Origin of the sequence: Herbaspirillum sp. C7C2, assembly GCF_022627865.1 — a bacterium.
GTDB lineage: Bacteria > Pseudomonadota > Gammaproteobacteria > Burkholderiales > Burkholderiaceae_D > Herbaspirillum > Herbaspirillum frisingense.
This window is the reverse complement of sequence record NZ_JABXGI010000005.1, coordinates 260,303-277,952: the sequence shown is the minus strand read 5'-3', so window position 1 is coordinate 277,952 and position 17,650 is coordinate 260,303. Positions and strand designations below refer to the sequence as shown.

Here is a 17,650-nt window from a genome sequence, read left to right as displayed (position 1 = left end):
GCCGCCTTGCGCCGCAGGGATCAATGAGGAGACACCATGGGCAGCATCATCGCCGCACGATTTGAATTGCAGGACGAGGCGGCGCGTGCCGTCAATGCGCTGGTCGATGCCGGCTTCGCCCGCGAGCGCATCAGCAGTTTCTTCGTCAACCCGGCCGGGCAGCATGACCGTTTCGCCGTGGGCGGCGATCGGGACAAGTCGCCCGGCGCCGAAGAGACGGATAAAGGCGCGGCGGCTGGCGTGGCCGCGGGTGCCGGCGCCGGGGCGGTTGCCGGGGTGGCCGCCGCGCCCGTGGCGGGTCCCTTGGGACCGGTACTGGGTGGGCTGGTGGGTGGCCACCTGGGCGGTCTGGTGGGCAGTCTCAGTGCTACCGACGACGATCCGGTGCCGCGTCGCGTGGCAGGCATGCTGGTGGCGGTGCAGCTGGACGACTCAGCGGCCTCCGCCGATTCCGCTGTTGAACAACGCGCCATGAGGGTGCTGCAAGACCTGCAGGGTGCTGATCTGGAGCGTGCGGAAGGCCAGATTCGCGATGGTGACTGGATCGATTTTGATCCTCTGGTCGAACCGCAATGGATACCGGCTGGCGTGGGCTGACGCAGTGCAGCGACAGGATCAGGACCAGGCCCGGCAGCATGCTGTCGGGCCTTTTGCTTTCCTGAAGGCACAGAGTGCAATCCTGGGCATGCATACCGTCGCTGAGAGTTGATGAGTTTATGACTTTATAAGTCTATAATTGGGCGTAATAATTGATTACCAGAAATTCAGCGGGCGGGCGTACGACAGAACAATAAGAAACGCCAAGAGGGGGCGCTGCGATGGAAGGCAGCTGCGCCGTGAGAATGATCATGAAGCGGACGAACGCACATGAGATTATTGACCAAGGGCTTGTTGATCGTTGCCATCCCCAGCCTGGTTGAATTACTGCTGCTGGGGGCGCTGTTCAACTCACAGGACGATGCCGAGGAGGCTGAGCGCTGGGCCGCGCACTCGGCGCAGGTGATCAACCAGGCGGCCGAGGTGCGGCAACCGATGCTGCTGGAATCGGCCCGTATCCGTAATGCCATCCTCCTCAACCAGTCCGAGCCGATCAGTCGGCCCGAGATGTGGGCCGATCTGGAGGTCAAGACTGGCGAGCTGGTCCGGCTGGTGGCCGACAATCCCCAACAAACGACTGCAGTGCGGGCGCTGCACGATAGCATCGCGCGTTATCGCAGCTGGGCCGATACCGCCCGCGAGCGCATGCAACGGGGACAGCGCGATGCGTTGATCCGCGAACTGCGCGACGAGGAGGGGCCACACCGGCTTTCGGACTTCCTGAGCCGGCTGGATGGCTTTGTCGAGCAGGAGCGTCGCCTGGGCGAGCAGCGCACGGCGCTGTTGCAGTCGGCGCGCAGTTCCCAGACTGCGTTGCTGATCGCGGCAGTGCTGGGCTCCATCATCACTGCGGGACTGGCCTCGCTGGCCTTTACGCGCAATATCGGCAGCCGTATCTCGGTGCTCATCACCAATGCCCAGCGCCTTGCCGACGGGCAACCGCTGGCGGCGCGGGTGGGTGGCAATGATGAGATCTGCCAGCTCGATGATGCCTTGCACCGCAGCAGCGAGCGCCTCAACGAGGCTTCGCGCCAGGCCCAGGGCTATCGTACCGAACTGGAACAGCGCGCACGCGAGCTGGCCGAGGTCAATGCCGACCTGCGCCAACAGACCCAGGACAATGAAATGTTCATCTACAGCGTGTCGCATGATCTGCGCTCACCGCTGGTGAACCTGCAGGGCTTCAGCAAGGAGATCACCCACACCACCCGCGAACTGCTGGCCGAAGTCGAACAACTGGCGCTGCCGGCGGCGGACAAGCAGCGCCTCAAGGCGCTGGTCGAGGAGGACATCCACACCTCGCTGCGCTTCATCCAGAACGCGGTTACGCGTTCGGCCGGGATCATCGATGCCATGTTGCGCCTCTCGCGTGCCGGCCGCGTCGAATACCAGCCGGTGATGCTGGACATGCACGCCATTGCACAGCGCATCGTCGCGGCCATGAGCGGCAGCATCCGCGCCAAGGGGGCGCAGGTAGAGATCGCGGCCGACCTGCCGCCGGCCTTCGGCGACCCGACCTCGGTGGAGCAGGTGCTGGGCAACCTGGTGGGCAATGCCGTCAACTACCTCGATCCGTCGCGCCAGGGGCATATCACCATCGACCACGTGCGCCACGCCGACAGCATCGCCGCCGCGCCCAGCCTGGTGACCTACTGCGTGCGCGACAACGGCATGGGCATCGCACCGGCCTATCTGGACAAGATGTTCATTGCCTTCCAGCGTCTGCATGGCAACGCCGCGCCGGGCGAAGGCATCGGCCTGGCACTGGTCAAGCGGGTGGTGGAACGCCACGGCGGTCGCATCTGGGTGGAATCGGTGGAGGGGCAGGGCAGCTGCTTCTATGTGGCCCTGCCGGCGCGCCCGCCGGTGGCGGCATGAGCGCCGGCACCGGCGGGCTGTCATACATCACAGGGAGAGGGGCATGAATACGGAACAAAGCGTCAATATCCTGCTGGTCGAAGACGATGACGGCCATGCGCTCCTGGTGGAGAAGAACCTGCGGCGCGCCGGCCTGGTCAACGGCTTTACGCGCTTGCGTGATGGCCAGGAGGCGCTGGACTATTTCTATGGTGACGATCAGTCGCAGGGTGAATCGCAACAGCTGGTAGTGCTACTGGACGTGAACATGCCGCGCGTGAATGGCGTAGAGGTGCTGCGACGGATGAAGCAGGAGGCCTCCACCGCGGCCATCCCGGTCATCATGCTCACCACCACCGATGACCCCCGCGAGATCGCCCACTGCTACGAGACCGGCTGCAATGTCTACATCACCAAGCCGGTGGAATATGACGACTTCATCGAGGCGGTGCGCCGACTGGGTTTCTTCCTGCAGGTGGTCAAGCTGCCCCTGGCGGGTCGTGTTGCGGATCGAGGCGAGAACGGGTCACGATGAGCGCCATCGCCGCCCACGTACTGGTACTGGAGGATGACGACGGGCTGCTGGCATTGGCGACCCGGGTACTGCGCAAGCAAGGACATCGCGTGACCGCCACGGCCGATGCCGTCAGCGCCCTGGCGGCGGTGCAGCAGGAGCGACCGGACCTGCTCATTGTCGACTATCACCTGCAGGCACTGGATACCGGTCTGGACTTTTTTCGGCAGCTGCGTGCATCGGGGCTGGACATTCCGGCCATCATGGTATCGGGCGTTTCCGACGATGCGCTCATCATCGAGGCGCTGCGTACGGGGGTGGCCGACGTGCTGCCCAAGACCAGCGATTATCTGGACTACCTGCCGGCCGCAGTGGAGCGCCTGCTCCAGCAGCAGGCGCTGCAGCGTCTTGCCGAGGCCGAGCGCATGGCCCACGTGCGGGAAGAATTCGTGGCCGCGCTGGCGCAGGAATTCCGTGCCCCCTTGAATACCATCATCGGCTGGACGCAGTATCTGCTGCGCGACGCCACCGATGGCCAGCAGGTGCGCAAGGGGCTGGAAGTCATCGAGCGCAATGCCCGCCTGCAGGCGCAGCGGGTGGAGCAGTTGCTGGAACTGAGCCGCATCATGGCCGGCAAGCTGCACGTGGACATGCAGCCGGTGGACATGGTCCGCGTGGTCGAACAGGCGATTGCGGCGGTACACGCGGTGGCCGATGCCAGGCAGATCCACATTCATGCTGTAGTCGATACGCCAGCGCCGATCCTGGGGGATCCTGCGCGGCTGCAGCAGGTAGTGGGGAACCTGCTGACGCACGTCATCCGCTCTACGCCGCCGCAAGGGCGCGTGCAGGTGATCCTGCGTCAGACAGGTGGCCAGGTAGAGCTGGAGCTGGGGCAGGCCTTGATCGACGCCGGTCAGGCCAATGCGCCGGAGCGTGTTGGCGATGACGATGTCGAGGTCGACCTTGCAGGTGAGAGCGGCGTTGCGTCAGGATTGTCGCTGGCCATTGCCCGTCAGCTGACGGAATTACACGCAGGGCGCATGCACGCGGAAGGTCTTGGCCCCGGTGTCCGTTTTCTGCTGACGCTGCCGCTGACCACTCCGACCTGAGCGATGTTGCCGGGGTGCCGGTGGCGGTCTGCGTCGCATTCAGTCTGCCGGCACCGGAATGGTGACGGTGAAGGTGATGATGTTGCTTTCGCAGTCCACGGTAATGCGGCCCCCGTGGCCGTTGACGATCTCGCTGACGATGTACAGGCCCAGTCCCAGGCCGCGCGCATTGCGCTGGTTGCCCATCGATTCCTTCTTGTAGGGCTTGAAGAGATTGTCACGCACGGCGGCCGGTATCGGTGCGCCGTGGTTGGAGACCGAGATGGTCAGTTGTTCGTCGCGGCGGAACACGATCAGCGTGGACGGCTTGCCGATTTCGCCATGGTGGCGTGTATTGGACAGCAGGTTGGAGACCACCTGGCTGATGCGGTCACCATCGAGCCCGATCTCACCGCAGTCTTCGGCTTCCAGGATGATTTCATTGTCGGGATAGGCCATGCGGGCCTCGTTGACGATTTCCATCGCCATCTTGCGCACGTCCACCGGACGACGCTGGATATCCAGACCCATGCCGCTTTGCAGGCGGCTGATGTCGAGTACCTGCGAAATCAGCCGATGCATGCGGCTGGAGGAGGACGAGATGCGCTTGCTCAGGTTGGAACTGGACGGCGAGTGCTCGCGCACCTCGATCATGCGGGCAGCCATCATGATGGCTTGCAGCGGATCGCGCAGGTCATGGCCCAGCGTGGCCAGCAGGGTCTCGCGGGCGCGCTTGACCATGTTTTCGTTGGACAGGGCCACTTCCTGGAAATCCAGGCGCAGCTGGCCGGCCACTTCCAGTTCGGTCTTGACCCAGGGCAGGCTCTTGCCGCGCACGGTTTCCTTCCAGACCGCGAAGGAGCCACGTGGCGTGAGTCGCGGGCCGAGCGGGCCGATGCTGTATTTCTTTTCGGGGTTGCCGCCCCAGCGCACGTCTTCCACCTGTTCGCTGCGGAACCAGAAAGCATAGCCATCCTGTTCGCGGTAGAAGCGCACGGCCAGCACGCCGCAGATGTCGCCCAGCACCTGTTTCAGGGCTGGTGCATCGGCGCCGAGGGCGCTGGTGTAGAACAGGTCCCCGGGTTCGTTTTCGTTGAGCCAGTTGATCAAGGCGTTGACCGCCTCGCGTGACGGCGCCTTGCCGAAGACCTGGGTCTTGCGGTCCATCGAGATGGCGCCGCCATGGCTGTTCATCAGGCGCAGGAAGCCCTCGTGTTCACCGGCCAGGGCCAGCACGATGTCTTCGCGGTCGGTGATGCGGGCCACGATCTCGCGCCGCAGGGCGGTACTGTATTCCAGCGCCCGGGCGCGCTCGCCATTGAGGTTGCGCTCGACCAGGGCGCTGACGAATTGCGCCAGCAACTGGCAGGACATGCGCACCGCGTGCGGTACCAGGTGGGCACTCATGTGATGGCAGGCAATGAGCCCCCACAGCCGGTCGCCGATGACGATGGACAGGCTCATCGAGGCGCCCACGCCCATGTTGCTCAGGTATTCGATGTGCACCGGCGAGACGCTGCGCAGCATGCTGTGGCTGAGGTCCAGCGGCCGCCCGGTCAGGGGATTGAGATCAGGCTCCAGCGCCACCGTGGGCGCCTTGACATCGGCGATCAGGCGGATCGGGTTGATCACGTACAGGCGTCGTGCCTGGGCCGGGATGTCGCTGGCCGGATAGCGCTGGCCGAGGAAGGGTTCGAGGTCTTCGCGCTTGTGCTCGGCAACGACCTCGCCGCTATCGTCATGCAGGAAGCGGTAGGCCATCACCCGGTCGAATCCGGTGATGCGGGCGATCTCGTCCACGGCCAGAGTCAGCAGGTCTTCCACGCCTTGCTGGCGCTGGATGCGCTGGATGGCCTGGTGCGCTGCCAGGGCGAAGGCGTCCAGCGACAGCGCATCGGGCGGGCGTTTCTCGAATTCGGCGATCAGCACATCCTCGGACTTGTGGGTCACCAGATCGAAGGCGCCTGACGGCAGGGTGATCATGCGCGAATCGACATAGCCATGCTTGTCTTCCAGCGCGCTCTGGATCACTGCGCGGGCGCCGGCATCCAGGTGGTGTTCGCCCAGGGGGGCGCCCGGCGCGGGCAGTGTGCCAAGCAGGGCATCGGCGTTGGCGCTGTGCGAAGCGAGGCGGCCATCCGGCGTGAAGCACAGCAGGGCGCCGTGGCTCTGGATGGAACCGGGGATGTGGATCGGCTCCCGGTCGCAGTTGCTCAGGTCGACCGATCGTCGGCGATTTTCGTGGTACGGGTTGCTCATGTACTGCTTTCCCGATGCCTGTGGAAACAGGGCGTCGAATTGCGGTCGCGCACATCTGGAGACGAACGCAAGTTGAAGGCGGCCCAAAGTCGGCAACGCACCTTTTCATTCCGCGCTGTTCCAGCTGTCGTCAAGCGCGGCGGTACGGCCCTTGTTTTCGGGAAATGCCAATTATAGGCGTGGTTCTGCATTTGGTGAACTCTGCATGTGAATTTAATGGCAGTGCCGGGAGGCCCCGATCCGTCCAGTCTCGCCAGCCGCCGGGATTTCCATTTTGTCCTACAAGGCAATCGGGAACAGTCCGATAGAACTCATCCGTGCGGACTCTTAAGATCAGCAAAAACTCGCAGAAACAACGCGGCAGTCCGGTGCTTTTGTGCCGGAAGATGCCACACGGGAAAAGATTGCCCGGTTCAAGTGCTGAGACTTCGTGAGGATGCGTCAAATCACATCAGGAGGTGCCGTCAGGCTCTTCCAGTTTTGCGTGACATGGCTACAATGAAGTCGTCGATAGTGTGCTGAGCCGGGGTTACAACAGGGAGCGAACCAGTATGCTGTCGATGACATACCGGGAAGAAATCGAACGCTGTATCGGTCCGGCCAAGCCGCTGGCACATCCCGGGACCGACGCGGACAATGGCAAGCTGATGTTGCAACCAGCCCGGCGCAGTCGGCATGCGTCGGATCTTTGAGCAGGGTAGCCTCATGGACAAGTCTGATTCCACCCATCCTTGCGATCCTCTCGTCGCCATCCAGCAGGGCGACTGGACCGCTTATCGTAACCACATCTCGACCCAGGCCGGGCAGCCCGGCGAAACCGAGGACGAGCGGCCGAGCAATTTTGCCGAGCCTGTTCAGCAGCAGGATACGGCGGGTGAGCCGCTGCACGGCGAGGAAGACATCCTGGCCTATCGTCGGCGCTGCGCGCGCGCCTACATCGGCATGAACGGTCGCCTGGGCGGCCGCGCCTACCGGCCCAACGAGCCGGTGATCCTGACCCAGGAAGCGGTCCAGGAACTGGCCGAGTTGAATCGCCTGCTGCGCGAAGAACGTGCGCTGAAGAAAAAAGCCGGCTGATACCCTGAGGCCGGGCGCCGTACCCTGTAGGTGCCTGACGCGACTTCATGTAGGAAAAACGGAAGCTCCCCGCAAATGCAGACGCCATGCGGCTCCTGGTTGCATGCGCCGTTGCCCGCCGCGTGAGACGGCAGCGTGAGCGGGCGCGGGCTTCCCGTATAATCGTGCGCGTCATGCAGGGGCGCATGATCGACATTATCGAGCTTGCAGCACTATCGAGATTGCTGTGAGCAAGCGCCCCCGCTCGAAACGGATGCGAACAACAATGAAGGGACCCGTGGGCAAGGACGGCGCAACGTGATCGCGCAACGCCGTCATCCACGCGACCGACCTCGGTGCTCATAAAGGTAAGTTTCACGACATGGCAGAAATTTCTTGGTTGCGCGCAACCGGCCTGACCGCGCAAATCGTCGCAGCAACCGATTGGAGCGCCAGCCCCCTGGGCGCGCCGACCCACTGGTCGTCCACGCTGCGGACCACACTCAATATCGCACTGCGTTCGCCCACGCCCAGTCTGCTGGTGTGGGGTGCTGGCCGTCACATGCTCTACAACGATGCATTTGCCGCCTGTATCGGCGCGGCCCACCCGGCCGCGTTTGGTGCTGCGCTGGCGGGTTCACACATGTGGACCGGCGCCGGTGGCCGCTGCGAATCTGCCATCGAGGCCGCGTTCGCCGGCCAGCAACAGCAACTGTGCCGTCTGCCCTTGTTCCACGATGACAACCAGGCGATCGCCACCGGCAATCAATGGGATTTCTCCTGTCTGCCGGTATGGGATGAGAAGGGTGAAGCAGGCGACGACCAGGTGGCCGGCGTCCTGTGTTCCCTGCACCGGGCCAGTGGACTGGATGCAGCGCTGGCCCATACCGACCTGCTGCGCGACCTGATGGAGCAGTCGCCCAGCTTCAAGGCCGTGGTGCGCGGGCCGCAGCACGTATTCGAGCGCGTCAATGACGCCTATTTCAAGCTCTTCGGCGACCGTCCGGTGCTGGGGCTGCCGGCGCGCGAGGCCTTGCCCGAACTGCTGGATGAAAACCTCTTCGCGCTGCTGGACCGTGTCTATCAGACCGGCCAAGCCTATACCGAACGTGGCGCCCGCTTGTTCCTGCGGCGCTCGGAGGAAGGCGGATTCGCCGGCGCGGTGCTGGACTTCGTGTTCCAGCCCATCAAGGGCAGCGACGGCCGGGTGGCGGGCATCTTCATCGAAGGCAATGACGTCACTGATCTCCATGTCGCCGAGGAGCGGCTGCGCATCGTCGACCGTGCCGGCGGGATTGGCATCTTCGAGTGGTTTCCTGATTCCGGCAAGCTGTCGGTGTCAGACCGTTTCCGCCGCCTGTGGGGTGTCGCGCCGGAAGGCGAGGTGACCTCGCAGCAGCTGGTGGACATGATCGATGAAGAGTTCCATCCCAACCTGGGGACGGTGCGTATCCGTGAGAGCGGTCCGCGCAATCCGCTCGAATACACCGAATACCATATCACCCGCCCCGACGGCGAGCAGCGCTGGCTGGCGCGCAAGGGCGAGGTGGTGCAGGACGATCCGCGCGCCGGTGCACGTTATGTGGGCGTGGTGTTCGATGTTACCTCGCGCAAGCTGATGGAACAGGCGCTGGCCGCCTCCGAAGCCAGCGTGCGGGCCAACAACGCCTTCGTGCGCCAGCTGCTGGATTCCACCGATCAGGGTTTCTTCTCCATCGACTGCGATGGCACGGTTACCCTTTGCAATGCCGCCTTCCTGCAGATGCTGGGCTATGCCAGCGAGAAGGACGTGCTGGGGCGTTCCATCCATGAAGTGATCCTGGTCCCGCAACAGGACGTGCCGGTCAGCCGCACCGAATGCGCGGTGCTCAAGGCGGCACGTGAAGGCATCACGGCCCATATCGACAACGAGGACTTCCTGCGCCTGGATGGCAGCAGCTTCCCGGCGCAATACCAGGCGCATCCGGTATGGCAGGACGGCAAGCTGCAAGGGGCGTTGTGCACCTTCATTGATCTGACCGAGCGGCGTCGTGGCCTGCAGGCCTTGTCGTGGAGCGAGAGCCGCCTGACGGCCATCTTCAACCAGGCCTCGGTCTGTTTCTCCGAGCTGGACCTGCAAGGCAACTACCTGCGCGTGAACCAGGCGCTGTGCCGCATGCTCGGCCGCACTGAAGACGAGATGCTGCACATGACCCTGGCCGACGTCACCCATCCGGATGACGTGCCGATGAACATGTCCCTGTTCAACCGCTGCATCGAGGATGGCCACTCCTTCACCCTGGAAAAACGTTACCTGCGTCCGGACGGTTCGACCTTCTGGGTCTCCAGCGACATCAGCCGCATCGTCGACGGTGAGGGCCGTCCGCAGGCCATGATCGCGGTCTCCACCGACATTACTGAACGCCGCCGCGCCGAAGATGCCCTGCGCGAACTCAACGACACCCTGGAGCAGCGTGTGGTCGCCGAGATCATCGAGCGCACCCGCGCCGAGGCCGCCCTGCGTCAGATGCAGAAGATGGAGGCCGTGGGGCAACTCACCGGCGGCGTGGCGCACGACTTCAACAACGTGTTGCAGATCATCGGCGGCAACCTGCAACTGCTGCAGGGCGACCCCCGCCAGGATGATCGCAGCCGGCAGCGCATTCGCACCGCTATCGGCGCCGTCGATCGCGGAGCCAAGCTGTCCTCCCAGTTGCTGGCCTTCGCCCGCCGGCAACCGCTGCAGCCGCGCAGCATCAATCTGGAACGGGTGGTGCAGAACATGGATGACCTGCTGCGTCGCGCCGTGGGCGAGAATATCGAGATTTCCACGGTGGTCACGCATGAGCTGTGGAACAGCATGCTCGACCCCAACCAGGTCGAGAACCTGATCATCAACACCGCCATCAACGCGCGCGACGCCATGCCCAATGGCGGCCGCCTGACATTGCAGATCGATAACGTACAACTGACCGATCCGGCATTCCTGTCACAGGCCGACCTGGCCGCAGGCGACTACGTCGAGCTGCAGATTTCCGACAACGGTGCCGGCATGTCGCCGGAGGTGCGCGAGCGCGCCTTCGAACCCTTCTTCACCACCAAGCGCGAAGGCGAGGGCACCGGGCTGGGGCTGTCGATGGCGTATGGCTTCGTCAAGCAGAGCAAGGGGCATATCAGCCTGCACAGCGAACCGGGCAAGGGCACGACCATCCGCATCTACTTCCCGCGTTGCATCGAGGACGAGGTGGTCGTCGACGACAGCCGCGACCTTCAGGTGCGGGGCGGCGACGAGACCATCCTGGTGGTCGAGGACGATCCCAACCTGCAGCTCACGGTCATCGACACGCTCTCGTCCCTGGGTTATCGCGTGCTCAAGGCCGACAATGGCGAACGGGCCTTGGCCATCCTGCAGAGCGGCATCACGGTGGACATGATGTTCACCGACGTGGTGATGCCGGGCAGCGTGCCGGTCACCGAACTGGCGCGGCAGGCGCGTCAGTTGCTGCCGGAGATCGAAATCCTGTTTACCTCCGGCTATCCGCGTGATGCCATTGTTCACGAAGGACGACTGGATGCCGGCGTGGAACTGCTCTCCAAGCCCTACCGCATCAACCAGTTGGCGCAACGGATCCGGCACATGCTGTCCAACCGGGCGCATCGCATCGAACTGGCCAAGGCCAGCCGGGAGCGTGACCTCGCCACGGCCTCGGCCACCATCCACGTCTTGCCGGTGGCCGAGCGCCACCACCAGGCTGATGCGACCGAGCAGCCACTGTCCCAGGAGGCTTATGGCACGGGCGGCCTCGCTGCAGGTGGCAGCGTCGGCGTGGCGGGCAGCGTGACTTCGCAGGATGCCGATGAGCCCGCACAGGCCGTCAGCGGACTGCGCCTGCTGGTGGTGGAAGACAACATCGACTCCCAGCAGCTGGTCTGTGAGTTGCTGGAGACCCTGGGCCATCAGGCGCGCGGCGTGGCCAGCGGCGAAGACGCGCTGCAGGCCCTGGAGGAGCAGCCGTTCGACGTGCTCTTCACCGATGTGAACCTGCCGGGTATCACGGGGGTGGAACTGGCCAAGCGCGCGCTGGAGCGGTTCCCGACGATGTCGGTGATCTTCGCCTCCGGCTATGGCGCGATGGTGGCACGCAACGTGGGCTTCCCGTCGCATTCGCTGCCCAAGCCTTACGACATCGATCAGTTGCAGGAGATATTGACGAAGATTGCGTTGGCTTGAAGCCTTGGGTCGGGTCTCAGATGCCGTCCCTGCTCCAGCCTGCGCCGTAGCCCGGGCACAGCAACAGGAACTCCTTTGTCGTTGCGTCCTTGAAGTCCACGATCACAAAGGAATGGGAGTCATCTTCCAGGCGATAGCAGAGCATGCCCTTGCTGGCTTCAAACGCAGCCTGCGTGTAGTGCCTGTTCTTGAAGACGGTGATCTTCTCCGAGACGATGCGAAAAGCCACCACATCGACTGGGCCGTGCCAGAAGTCGGGAGGGATAAGGATCAGTTTGCAGTAGAGCGCAATGGGAGCGGCGATGGCTGCGCCGATCAATAGTGATTTTATTGTCATGGATTCCCTCGCGATGATGCAGCGCTGGATATCGGGAGCAAGTGACGAGGCAAAGATGAATTCATATGCCGTCTCGTAACCAGCCCGTGCCAAGGCCCGGGCAGATGATGAACTCTTCCAGGGTCGTTCCGTCCTTTGGGTCGAATACGCCGAAAGACCAGGTTATTTCGTAAAGGCGGTAGCATTCCGTTTCCTTGAAGACGGTAAAGGCTACTTCCTTCGAATCCTGGGTCTTGAAGACGTCGAGTCGTTCCGAGACGAACTCTACTTTTTCAAGATCGATAGTCGAGAAATGAAACCGTGGATCGATCAGGAGCGCGTGTCCAAAATAGCTGACAAGCGATCCGAGGATGACGCCCTTTAACCATTGGGGAAGCGTCATTGTCATCTCTTCGGATAAAAGTTCTTTTTGACCAGGCGCCTGGATTTTTCTAGTACGGCAAGCAGTTCTGCTGGCGCTACCGGGGTAGGGGGCCAGCGTGGATCGTGCGCCAGGATTCCGACCAGTTCGAGAACGTCAGCGACGTTGGTCGAACAGGAGTTGTCGAGAAGGCTGTAGCTGCTTTGCTTGCCGTTGGTTTCCCGGATCAGTCGCCTGTCCTGCTCCACTCTCCGCTTGAGTTCAGCTTCCACTTTTCGCTTCTCCTCTGTCGATAGCCACAACACTAGGCCGACGCTGTCGCGGAAGCCTTGCCCTTTGATTTTTAATGATTCAAGAGTTTTCTGGACTTCCCCTCCGTACAGATAAACGTTCTTCGGCATGACCACGTATTCGTCATGCGCACGTGTATAGACGGTGTCATCAACGACGATGGCGACGTGTCCCCACTGCGAACCCAAGCTGATGATCCGCGAATCTCCAAAGATCACTTCCACGAATTCGCGTTGCACCGTGACGGTCTTCTCGCTGGTATCGGAGGCCGGCGTCAAAGTCCGCGTGTCGACCTTGCGCAAAGTCTTGCCTGTGCTTGGCGATCTGAGCTGCTTCTCCATGCTCAGCCCTCCAGGAAGATGTCCACCGGTTGCTGTTGCGCAACCGTGGCGGAAAGGTGCGTGCGTCCGAAGGCATCGCTGGTGCCGAATTCAGGTGCGGAACCGGCGATCACGAGCGCATATTCGGCATGGGCGAGCGGCTCGCCATGCTGGTCCTGGATGACGAAGCGGTCCTGATAGGCCGGTGCGTCCTTCTTGCCAGGATGGGCGCCACTTTCCGGTTCCATTCGACGGCCACCGCCAGCCACCACCGCGACCTTGGCTTGCTGCTGGGTGGCCTGCAAGATGGCGCCGCAGGAAGTCTGCATTCCTTCGACAGCGACCTCGTGTCCCATGTAACGGAAGCTCTCTACTCCGCTCAGGATGAGGAAATCGCGTTTGCACTGTGGGCAATAACCACCATGGCCGACGCCGGCCACCTGTTTGCCGAACAGCTTGAAATGGGGGAATCCGTCCTTCACGGTGCCGCCGTGGGAGGTCGGGTCTCCCGCCCGGATGATGGCTTTGGACATGTGCTGCTCCTTTGTGGTCAAAAAAGCAGCGACAGTAGCGTCAACCCATCGGCCTTGAGCACCGCCACCGAAGGAAGGATAGAAATACGGTAATTCTTGCGATTCAGGCTCGAAGGGATTCGATGCGCCAGAAAGTGTGCCAGGGCCTCACGGGGAGGGCTGACGAAGCGAGCGGATGCAAAAAACTGTACACGGTGGTTTCCTTTTGCCTTCAGATTTCTTACAATTAATGGTAACCATTCTCGTTCTTATTTAATAATTGAATGGTGAAGGGAAATTTTTGATCGTGCTGCCTTTTCGGGCGAGTGCGTCATCTGTCTGCCCGGGAAGTCAATGCTGTAGCTTGCCGTTGGCCACCCTCTCGGTGGGCTGGCAGCTTGGATTCAGCCCGACATTTCCGCTCAGCCGTTCTACCGTTCTGCGGTTTAGCCACCTGCCCAATCAGCCTTACTGACCCTCATGCGCGCATTGCTCGTTCTCCTCCACCGCTGGTTCGGCCTTGCCGTTGCCGTGTTCCTGTTCATCGCCGGTGCTACCGGGGCGCTGATCTCCTGGGACCACGAACTCGACGCCTGGCTCAATCCGCAGCTGTTTAATGCCCGCAGTGCCGATCAACCCGGTGCCGGGGCGCCGTTGCCCGGCCTGGAGCTGGCGCGCAGGGTGGAGCAGGCCGAACCGCGCCTGCGGGTGACCTATGTGCTAACCGAGGCCGAGCCGGGCCATACCATCGGCATGATGGTCGAGCCGCGCCTGGACCCGGCGACCGGCAAGCCATTTGCGCTGGATTACAACCAGATCGCCGTCGATCCGGTCACCGCCGAGATCCAGGGCCGGCGCATGTGGGGTGCCATCTCGCTGTCGCGGGAAAACCTGCTGCCCTTCCTCTACAAGCTGCACTACACGATGCATCTGCCTGATATGGGCGGCATCGAGACCGGTATCTGGCTCATGGGCATCATCGGTATCGTCTGGATGCTGGACTGCTTCATCGCGCTCTACCTGTCCTTCCCCAACTGGCGGAGCTGGCGCAAGTCCCTGGCTTTCCGCTGGCGCGAGGGCGGGCACAAGCTCAATTTCGATCTGCATCGTTCCGGGGGCGTATGGGTCTGGGGCCTGCTGCTGGTGCTGGCGGTGACCTCGGTGTCGATGAACCTGGAGCGCCAGGTGATGCGGCCGATCCTGCAGACGGTCTCCACGCTGACCGCCGGTCCGTTTGAGACACGCACGCCGCTGGCAGCCGACAAGGTGCCGGAGCCGCGCATCTCGCGGGAAGAAGTGGTGGCGCTGGGCCGGGCGCAAGGGCAGAAGCTGGGGCTGGATGAGCCGGTCGGTGGGGTCTTCTATTCCGGCATGTTCGGCGTCTATGGGGTTGGCTTCTTCCAGCCGGGCAATGACCATGGCGACGTCGGGCTGGGCAATGCCTGGCTCTATTTCGATGCCATGACGGGCGCCTATGAGGGGGGCAAGATTCCAGGCCGGGGTAGTGCCGGGGATATCTTCCTGCAGGCCCAGTTCCCGCTGCATTCGGGCCGTATCCTGGGGCTGGCCGGGCGGGTGATGGTGTCCTTGCTGGGGGCGCTGGTGGCCATGCTGTCGGTGACCGGGGTGATCATCTGGGTGCGCAAGCGCAAGGCACGACTGCAGCAGCGTGAACGGCTGGCCGCACAAAAGACACCGGCCCGCGAAGGGCCGGTGGCGGAACTACGGTAAGCGGATCAGGGTTGCGTCAGTGCGCCATCAGGACCGGCAGCGTCATGGTCTTGAGGATGGTCAGCGTGACCCCGCCCAGCAGCACTTCACGGAAGCGGGTGTGGCCGTAGCCGCCCATGACCAGCAGGTCAGACCCCTTGTCGGCGGCCAGCGAGAGCAGGGCGTTGCCGATGTCCAACGGGGTCTGTTCCTGCGCCACTTCCACCTTCACGCCATGGCGCGCCAGATAGAGCGCGATGTCGGCGCCGGGTTGCTCGCCATGGGTACCCAGGCGCCTGTCGGAATTGAAGATCACCACCGTCACGTTGTCGGCCTGGCGTAGCAGCGGCAGGGCAGCAGTGATGGCGCGGGTGGATTCCATGCTGCCGTCCCAGGCGATCAGTGCGTTCTTGCCGACGTGCTTGAATTCGCCGGCGCTGGGGATGATCAGCACCGGGCGCGGTGCGTTCAACATCACATATTCGGGCAGGTCGGTGAGGAAACTGTCGTCGGCATCGTCCAGGTCGGCCTGGCTGACCACCACCAGGTCGGCATAGCGGGCTTGCAGCGCCAGGCCACCTTCGGCGTCGTCGTCGACGAAGCGCTTCTCGCAGGAAGGCACGCCCACGCTGTTGGCGATCTTGTCGAAGCTCTCCAGGGCCGCCAGGGCGCGGTCGCGGAAGCCATCCATCTGCGCGGCCACATAGGCGGCGCCTTCCATCGTGATGAAACTGGAGATGCCACTGACGGCGCTGCCGATCAGGTGCGCCTGCTGGGCGCGGGCCAGTTCGGCGGCGATGCGGATGCGCTGGGCGGCGTGACGCGACTGGTCGACATGGACCAGGATGGACTTGTAGCTCATGGTGACTCCTCGGAAATATCGGGTAGATCAGGTGGGACGGCATCCGGGGCGGGATGCCATGTATCCAGACTAGGCCGCTCCTGCCCGGGCGTCCAGCGCAAATGCGGCGCTGATTGACACATGTCAATCGCGGCCGGCATCACTTCGCGGGCAGAATTCGGCGCGCCAACGATAGGCGCTTGCAGTGCGGTCGCGCTGGCTGGGTTATCCTTGTCAGCTTTGCGGTCTTTCCGTCATCCGACATTGCGTCATTGCCTCAGCGAGGAGCTTGCATGCCATCGATCTTCCATCTTGCCTACCACGTGCGCGACCTCGACCAGTCGCGCCGCTTCTATTGCGACCTGCTCGGTTGCGAAGAGGGCCGCAGTACCGACACCTGGGTCGACATCGACTTCTTCGGCCATCAGCTCTCCTTGCACCTGGGGCAACCCTTCGCGGTGAGCAACACCGGCAAGGTCGGTGAGCACATGGTCCCCATGCCACACCTGGGTGTGATCCTGGAGCTGCCCGAGTGGCAGCAACTGGCTGATCGCCTCACGGCCAGCGGCCAGGTCGAATTCGTGCTCAAGCCGCAGATCCGCTTTGCCGGTGAGCCGGGAGAACAGGCGACCATGTTCTTCCTCGACCCCTCTGGCAACCCCATCGAGGTGAAAGGCTTCAGGAGCCTGGCGCAGGTGTACGCCAAATGAGTCAAGGCACGACTATCCCCTTCGTCAGCCAGGGCGATGCCGCCTCGGTCACCGCCTGGCTGCAGGCCCTGCGCAATGCCATGCCGGAGGAGCAAGTGGTGGCCTTCGCCGATCTGGACGACGCCCAGCGCGCCCAGTGCCGCCTGGCCATCGTCGCCAACCCGGACCCGGCCGAGCTGAAGCAGTTGCCGCAACTACAGTGGGTGCATAGCGTGTGGGCGGGGGTGGAACGGCTGGTGGCCGATCTTGGTCAGTCCGACCTGCAGATCACCCGGCTGGTCGATCCCCGGCTGGCGGCGACCATGGCCGAGGCCGTGCTGGCCTGGACGCTCTACCTGCATCGCGACATGCCGCGCTATGCGCAGCAGCAGCGCGAGCAGCGCTGGCAGCAGCTGGACTACGTCGCACCGGAACAGCGTCGCATCGGCCTGCTGGGCCTGGGCGCGCTGGGCGAGGCGGCCGCCGTGGCACTGCGCCAGGCGCGCTTCCCGGTGGCGGGCTGGAGCCGCAGTCCGCGCCAGCTGGACGGCGTGGAGACCTTCAGCGGCATGCAGGGGCTGACGCAACTGCTCTCACGCAGCGATATCCTGGTCTGCCTGCTGCCCCTGACCCACGACACCCGTGGCCTGCTGGATGCGGCGCGCCTGGCCTTGTTGCCGCCGCAGGCGCAACTGATCAATTTCGCCCGTGGCCCCATCATCGACGACGGCGCGCTGCGCCAGGCGCTGGATGCCGGCCAGCTGAAACATGCGGTGCTGGACGTGTTCGCCACCGAGCCCCTGCCGCCGGCTTCCTGGCAATGGACCCATCCCGCGGTGACGGTCTTGCCGCATTGCTCGGCCCCCACGGATGCCGCCACGGCCTCGGCCATTGTGGCGGGGAATATCCGGTATTACCGGGAGAGTGGGGAGATTCCAGCCAATGTGGATTTGGGGCGAGGTTATTGAGACTGAGTCGGGGGGATGAAGTAAGTCCAAAAGGAGA

At 63.3% G+C, this 17,650-nt stretch carries 15 protein-coding genes; 9 read left to right on the top strand and 6 right to left on the bottom strand.

Annotated elements, in window-relative coordinates:
* Positions 1-36 precede the first annotated feature (36 nt).
* The 4 genes from HWE04_RS10795 to HWE04_RS10780 all read left to right on the top strand — a co-directional run bounded on the left by HWE04_RS10795 (position 37) and on the right by HWE04_RS10780 (position 4,080).
* Positions 37-597, top strand: a complete 561-nt coding sequence (locus HWE04_RS10795; protein WP_241812398.1) for a hypothetical protein — start codon at positions 37-39, stop codon at positions 595-597.
* A 270-nt stretch (positions 598-867) separates the two neighbouring features.
* Entirely contained in the window at positions 868-2,475 is a 1,608-nt protein-coding gene (locus tag HWE04_RS10790) for a sensor histidine kinase (RefSeq protein WP_241812397.1), read from the top strand.
* Positions 2,476-2,518: 43 nt separating this feature from the next.
* The gene (locus tag HWE04_RS10785; RefSeq protein ID WP_102662409.1) at positions 2,519-2,989 is read left to right on the top strand and encodes a response regulator; all 471 of its coding nucleotides are present in this window, start codon (positions 2,519-2,521) and stop codon (positions 2,987-2,989) included.
* The gene (locus tag HWE04_RS10780; protein WP_241812396.1) at positions 2,986-4,080 is read left to right on the top strand and encodes a hybrid sensor histidine kinase/response regulator; all 1,095 of its coding nucleotides are present in this window, start codon (positions 2,986-2,988) and stop codon (positions 4,078-4,080) included. Before HWE04_RS10785 ends, HWE04_RS10780 begins: the two co-directional genes overlap by 4 nt.
* Before the next feature lie 39 nt (positions 4,081-4,119).
* Here HWE04_RS10780 and HWE04_RS10775 read toward each other — a convergent pair whose 3' ends face one another.
* Positions 4,120-6,318 carry an ATP-binding protein gene (locus HWE04_RS10775; RefSeq protein WP_241812395.1) on the bottom strand — a complete coding sequence of 733 codons (2,199 nt, stop codon included), beginning with the start codon at positions 6,316-6,318 and terminating at the stop codon, positions 4,120-4,122.
* Positions 6,319-7,023: 705 nt separating this feature from the next.
* Here HWE04_RS10775 and HWE04_RS10770 point away from each other — a divergent pair.
* Together HWE04_RS10770 and HWE04_RS10765 are read left to right on the top strand one after the other, a co-directional pair.
* Positions 7,024-7,395, top strand: coding sequence for a hypothetical protein (locus HWE04_RS10770; protein ID WP_241812394.1), 372 nt, complete (start codon positions 7,024-7,026; stop codon positions 7,393-7,395).
* A gap of 361 nt (positions 7,396-7,756) precedes the next feature.
* Positions 7,757-11,584: a hybrid sensor histidine kinase/response regulator gene (locus HWE04_RS10765; RefSeq protein WP_241812393.1), complete on the top strand. Its 3,828-nt coding sequence runs from the start codon at positions 7,757-7,759 to the stop codon at positions 11,582-11,584.
* A gap of 16 nt (positions 11,585-11,600) precedes the next feature.
* On the opposite strand, the gene HWE04_RS10760 is transcribed toward HWE04_RS10765, so the two are convergent.
* The 4 genes from HWE04_RS10760 to HWE04_RS10745 form a co-directional block, all read right to left on the bottom strand.
* Positions 11,601-11,921: a hypothetical protein gene (locus tag HWE04_RS10760; RefSeq protein ID WP_241812392.1), complete on the bottom strand. Its 321-nt coding sequence runs from the start codon at positions 11,919-11,921 to the stop codon at positions 11,601-11,603.
* A 61-nt stretch (positions 11,922-11,982) separates the two neighbouring features.
* Positions 11,983-12,303, bottom strand: a complete 321-nt coding sequence (locus HWE04_RS10755; RefSeq protein WP_077238038.1) for a hypothetical protein — start codon at positions 12,301-12,303, stop codon at positions 11,983-11,985.
* A gap of 2 nt (positions 12,304-12,305) precedes the next feature.
* Complete coding sequence (locus HWE04_RS10750; protein WP_241812391.1) at positions 12,306-12,914, bottom strand: hypothetical protein; 609 nt, start codon at positions 12,912-12,914, stop codon at positions 12,306-12,308.
* Between the two features lie 2 nt (positions 12,915-12,916).
* The gene (locus HWE04_RS10745; protein WP_241812390.1) at positions 12,917-13,426 is read right to left on the bottom strand and encodes a PAAR domain-containing protein; all 510 of its coding nucleotides are present in this window, start codon (positions 13,424-13,426) and stop codon (positions 12,917-12,919) included.
* A gap of 459 nt (positions 13,427-13,885) precedes the next feature.
* Here HWE04_RS10745 and HWE04_RS10740 point away from each other — a divergent pair, with 459 nt between their 5' ends.
* Positions 13,886-15,136 (top strand): PepSY-associated TM helix domain-containing protein, encoded by a 1,251-nt coding sequence (locus HWE04_RS10740; RefSeq protein ID WP_006462309.1) that lies wholly within the window; start codon positions 13,886-13,888, stop codon positions 15,134-15,136.
* Between the two features lie 16 nt (positions 15,137-15,152).
* Here the strand turns inward: HWE04_RS10740 and HWE04_RS10735 are convergent, their stop codons facing one another.
* Complete coding sequence (locus tag HWE04_RS10735; protein WP_241812389.1) at positions 15,153-15,977, bottom strand: universal stress protein; 825 nt, start codon at positions 15,975-15,977, stop codon at positions 15,153-15,155.
* Positions 15,978-16,249: 272 nt separating this feature from the next.
* Between HWE04_RS10735 and HWE04_RS10730 the strand changes: the two genes are divergently transcribed.
* Positions 16,250-16,666, top strand: a complete 417-nt coding sequence (locus HWE04_RS10730; RefSeq protein WP_006462307.1) for a VOC family protein — start codon at positions 16,250-16,252, stop codon at positions 16,664-16,666.
* The gene (locus tag HWE04_RS10725) at positions 16,663-17,613 is read left to right on the top strand and encodes a 2-hydroxyacid dehydrogenase (RefSeq protein WP_241812388.1); all 951 of its coding nucleotides are present in this window, start codon (positions 16,663-16,665) and stop codon (positions 17,611-17,613) included. The genes HWE04_RS10730 and HWE04_RS10725 overlap by 4 nt, the downstream gene beginning before the upstream one ends.
* Positions 17,614-17,650: the final 37 nt, after the last annotated feature.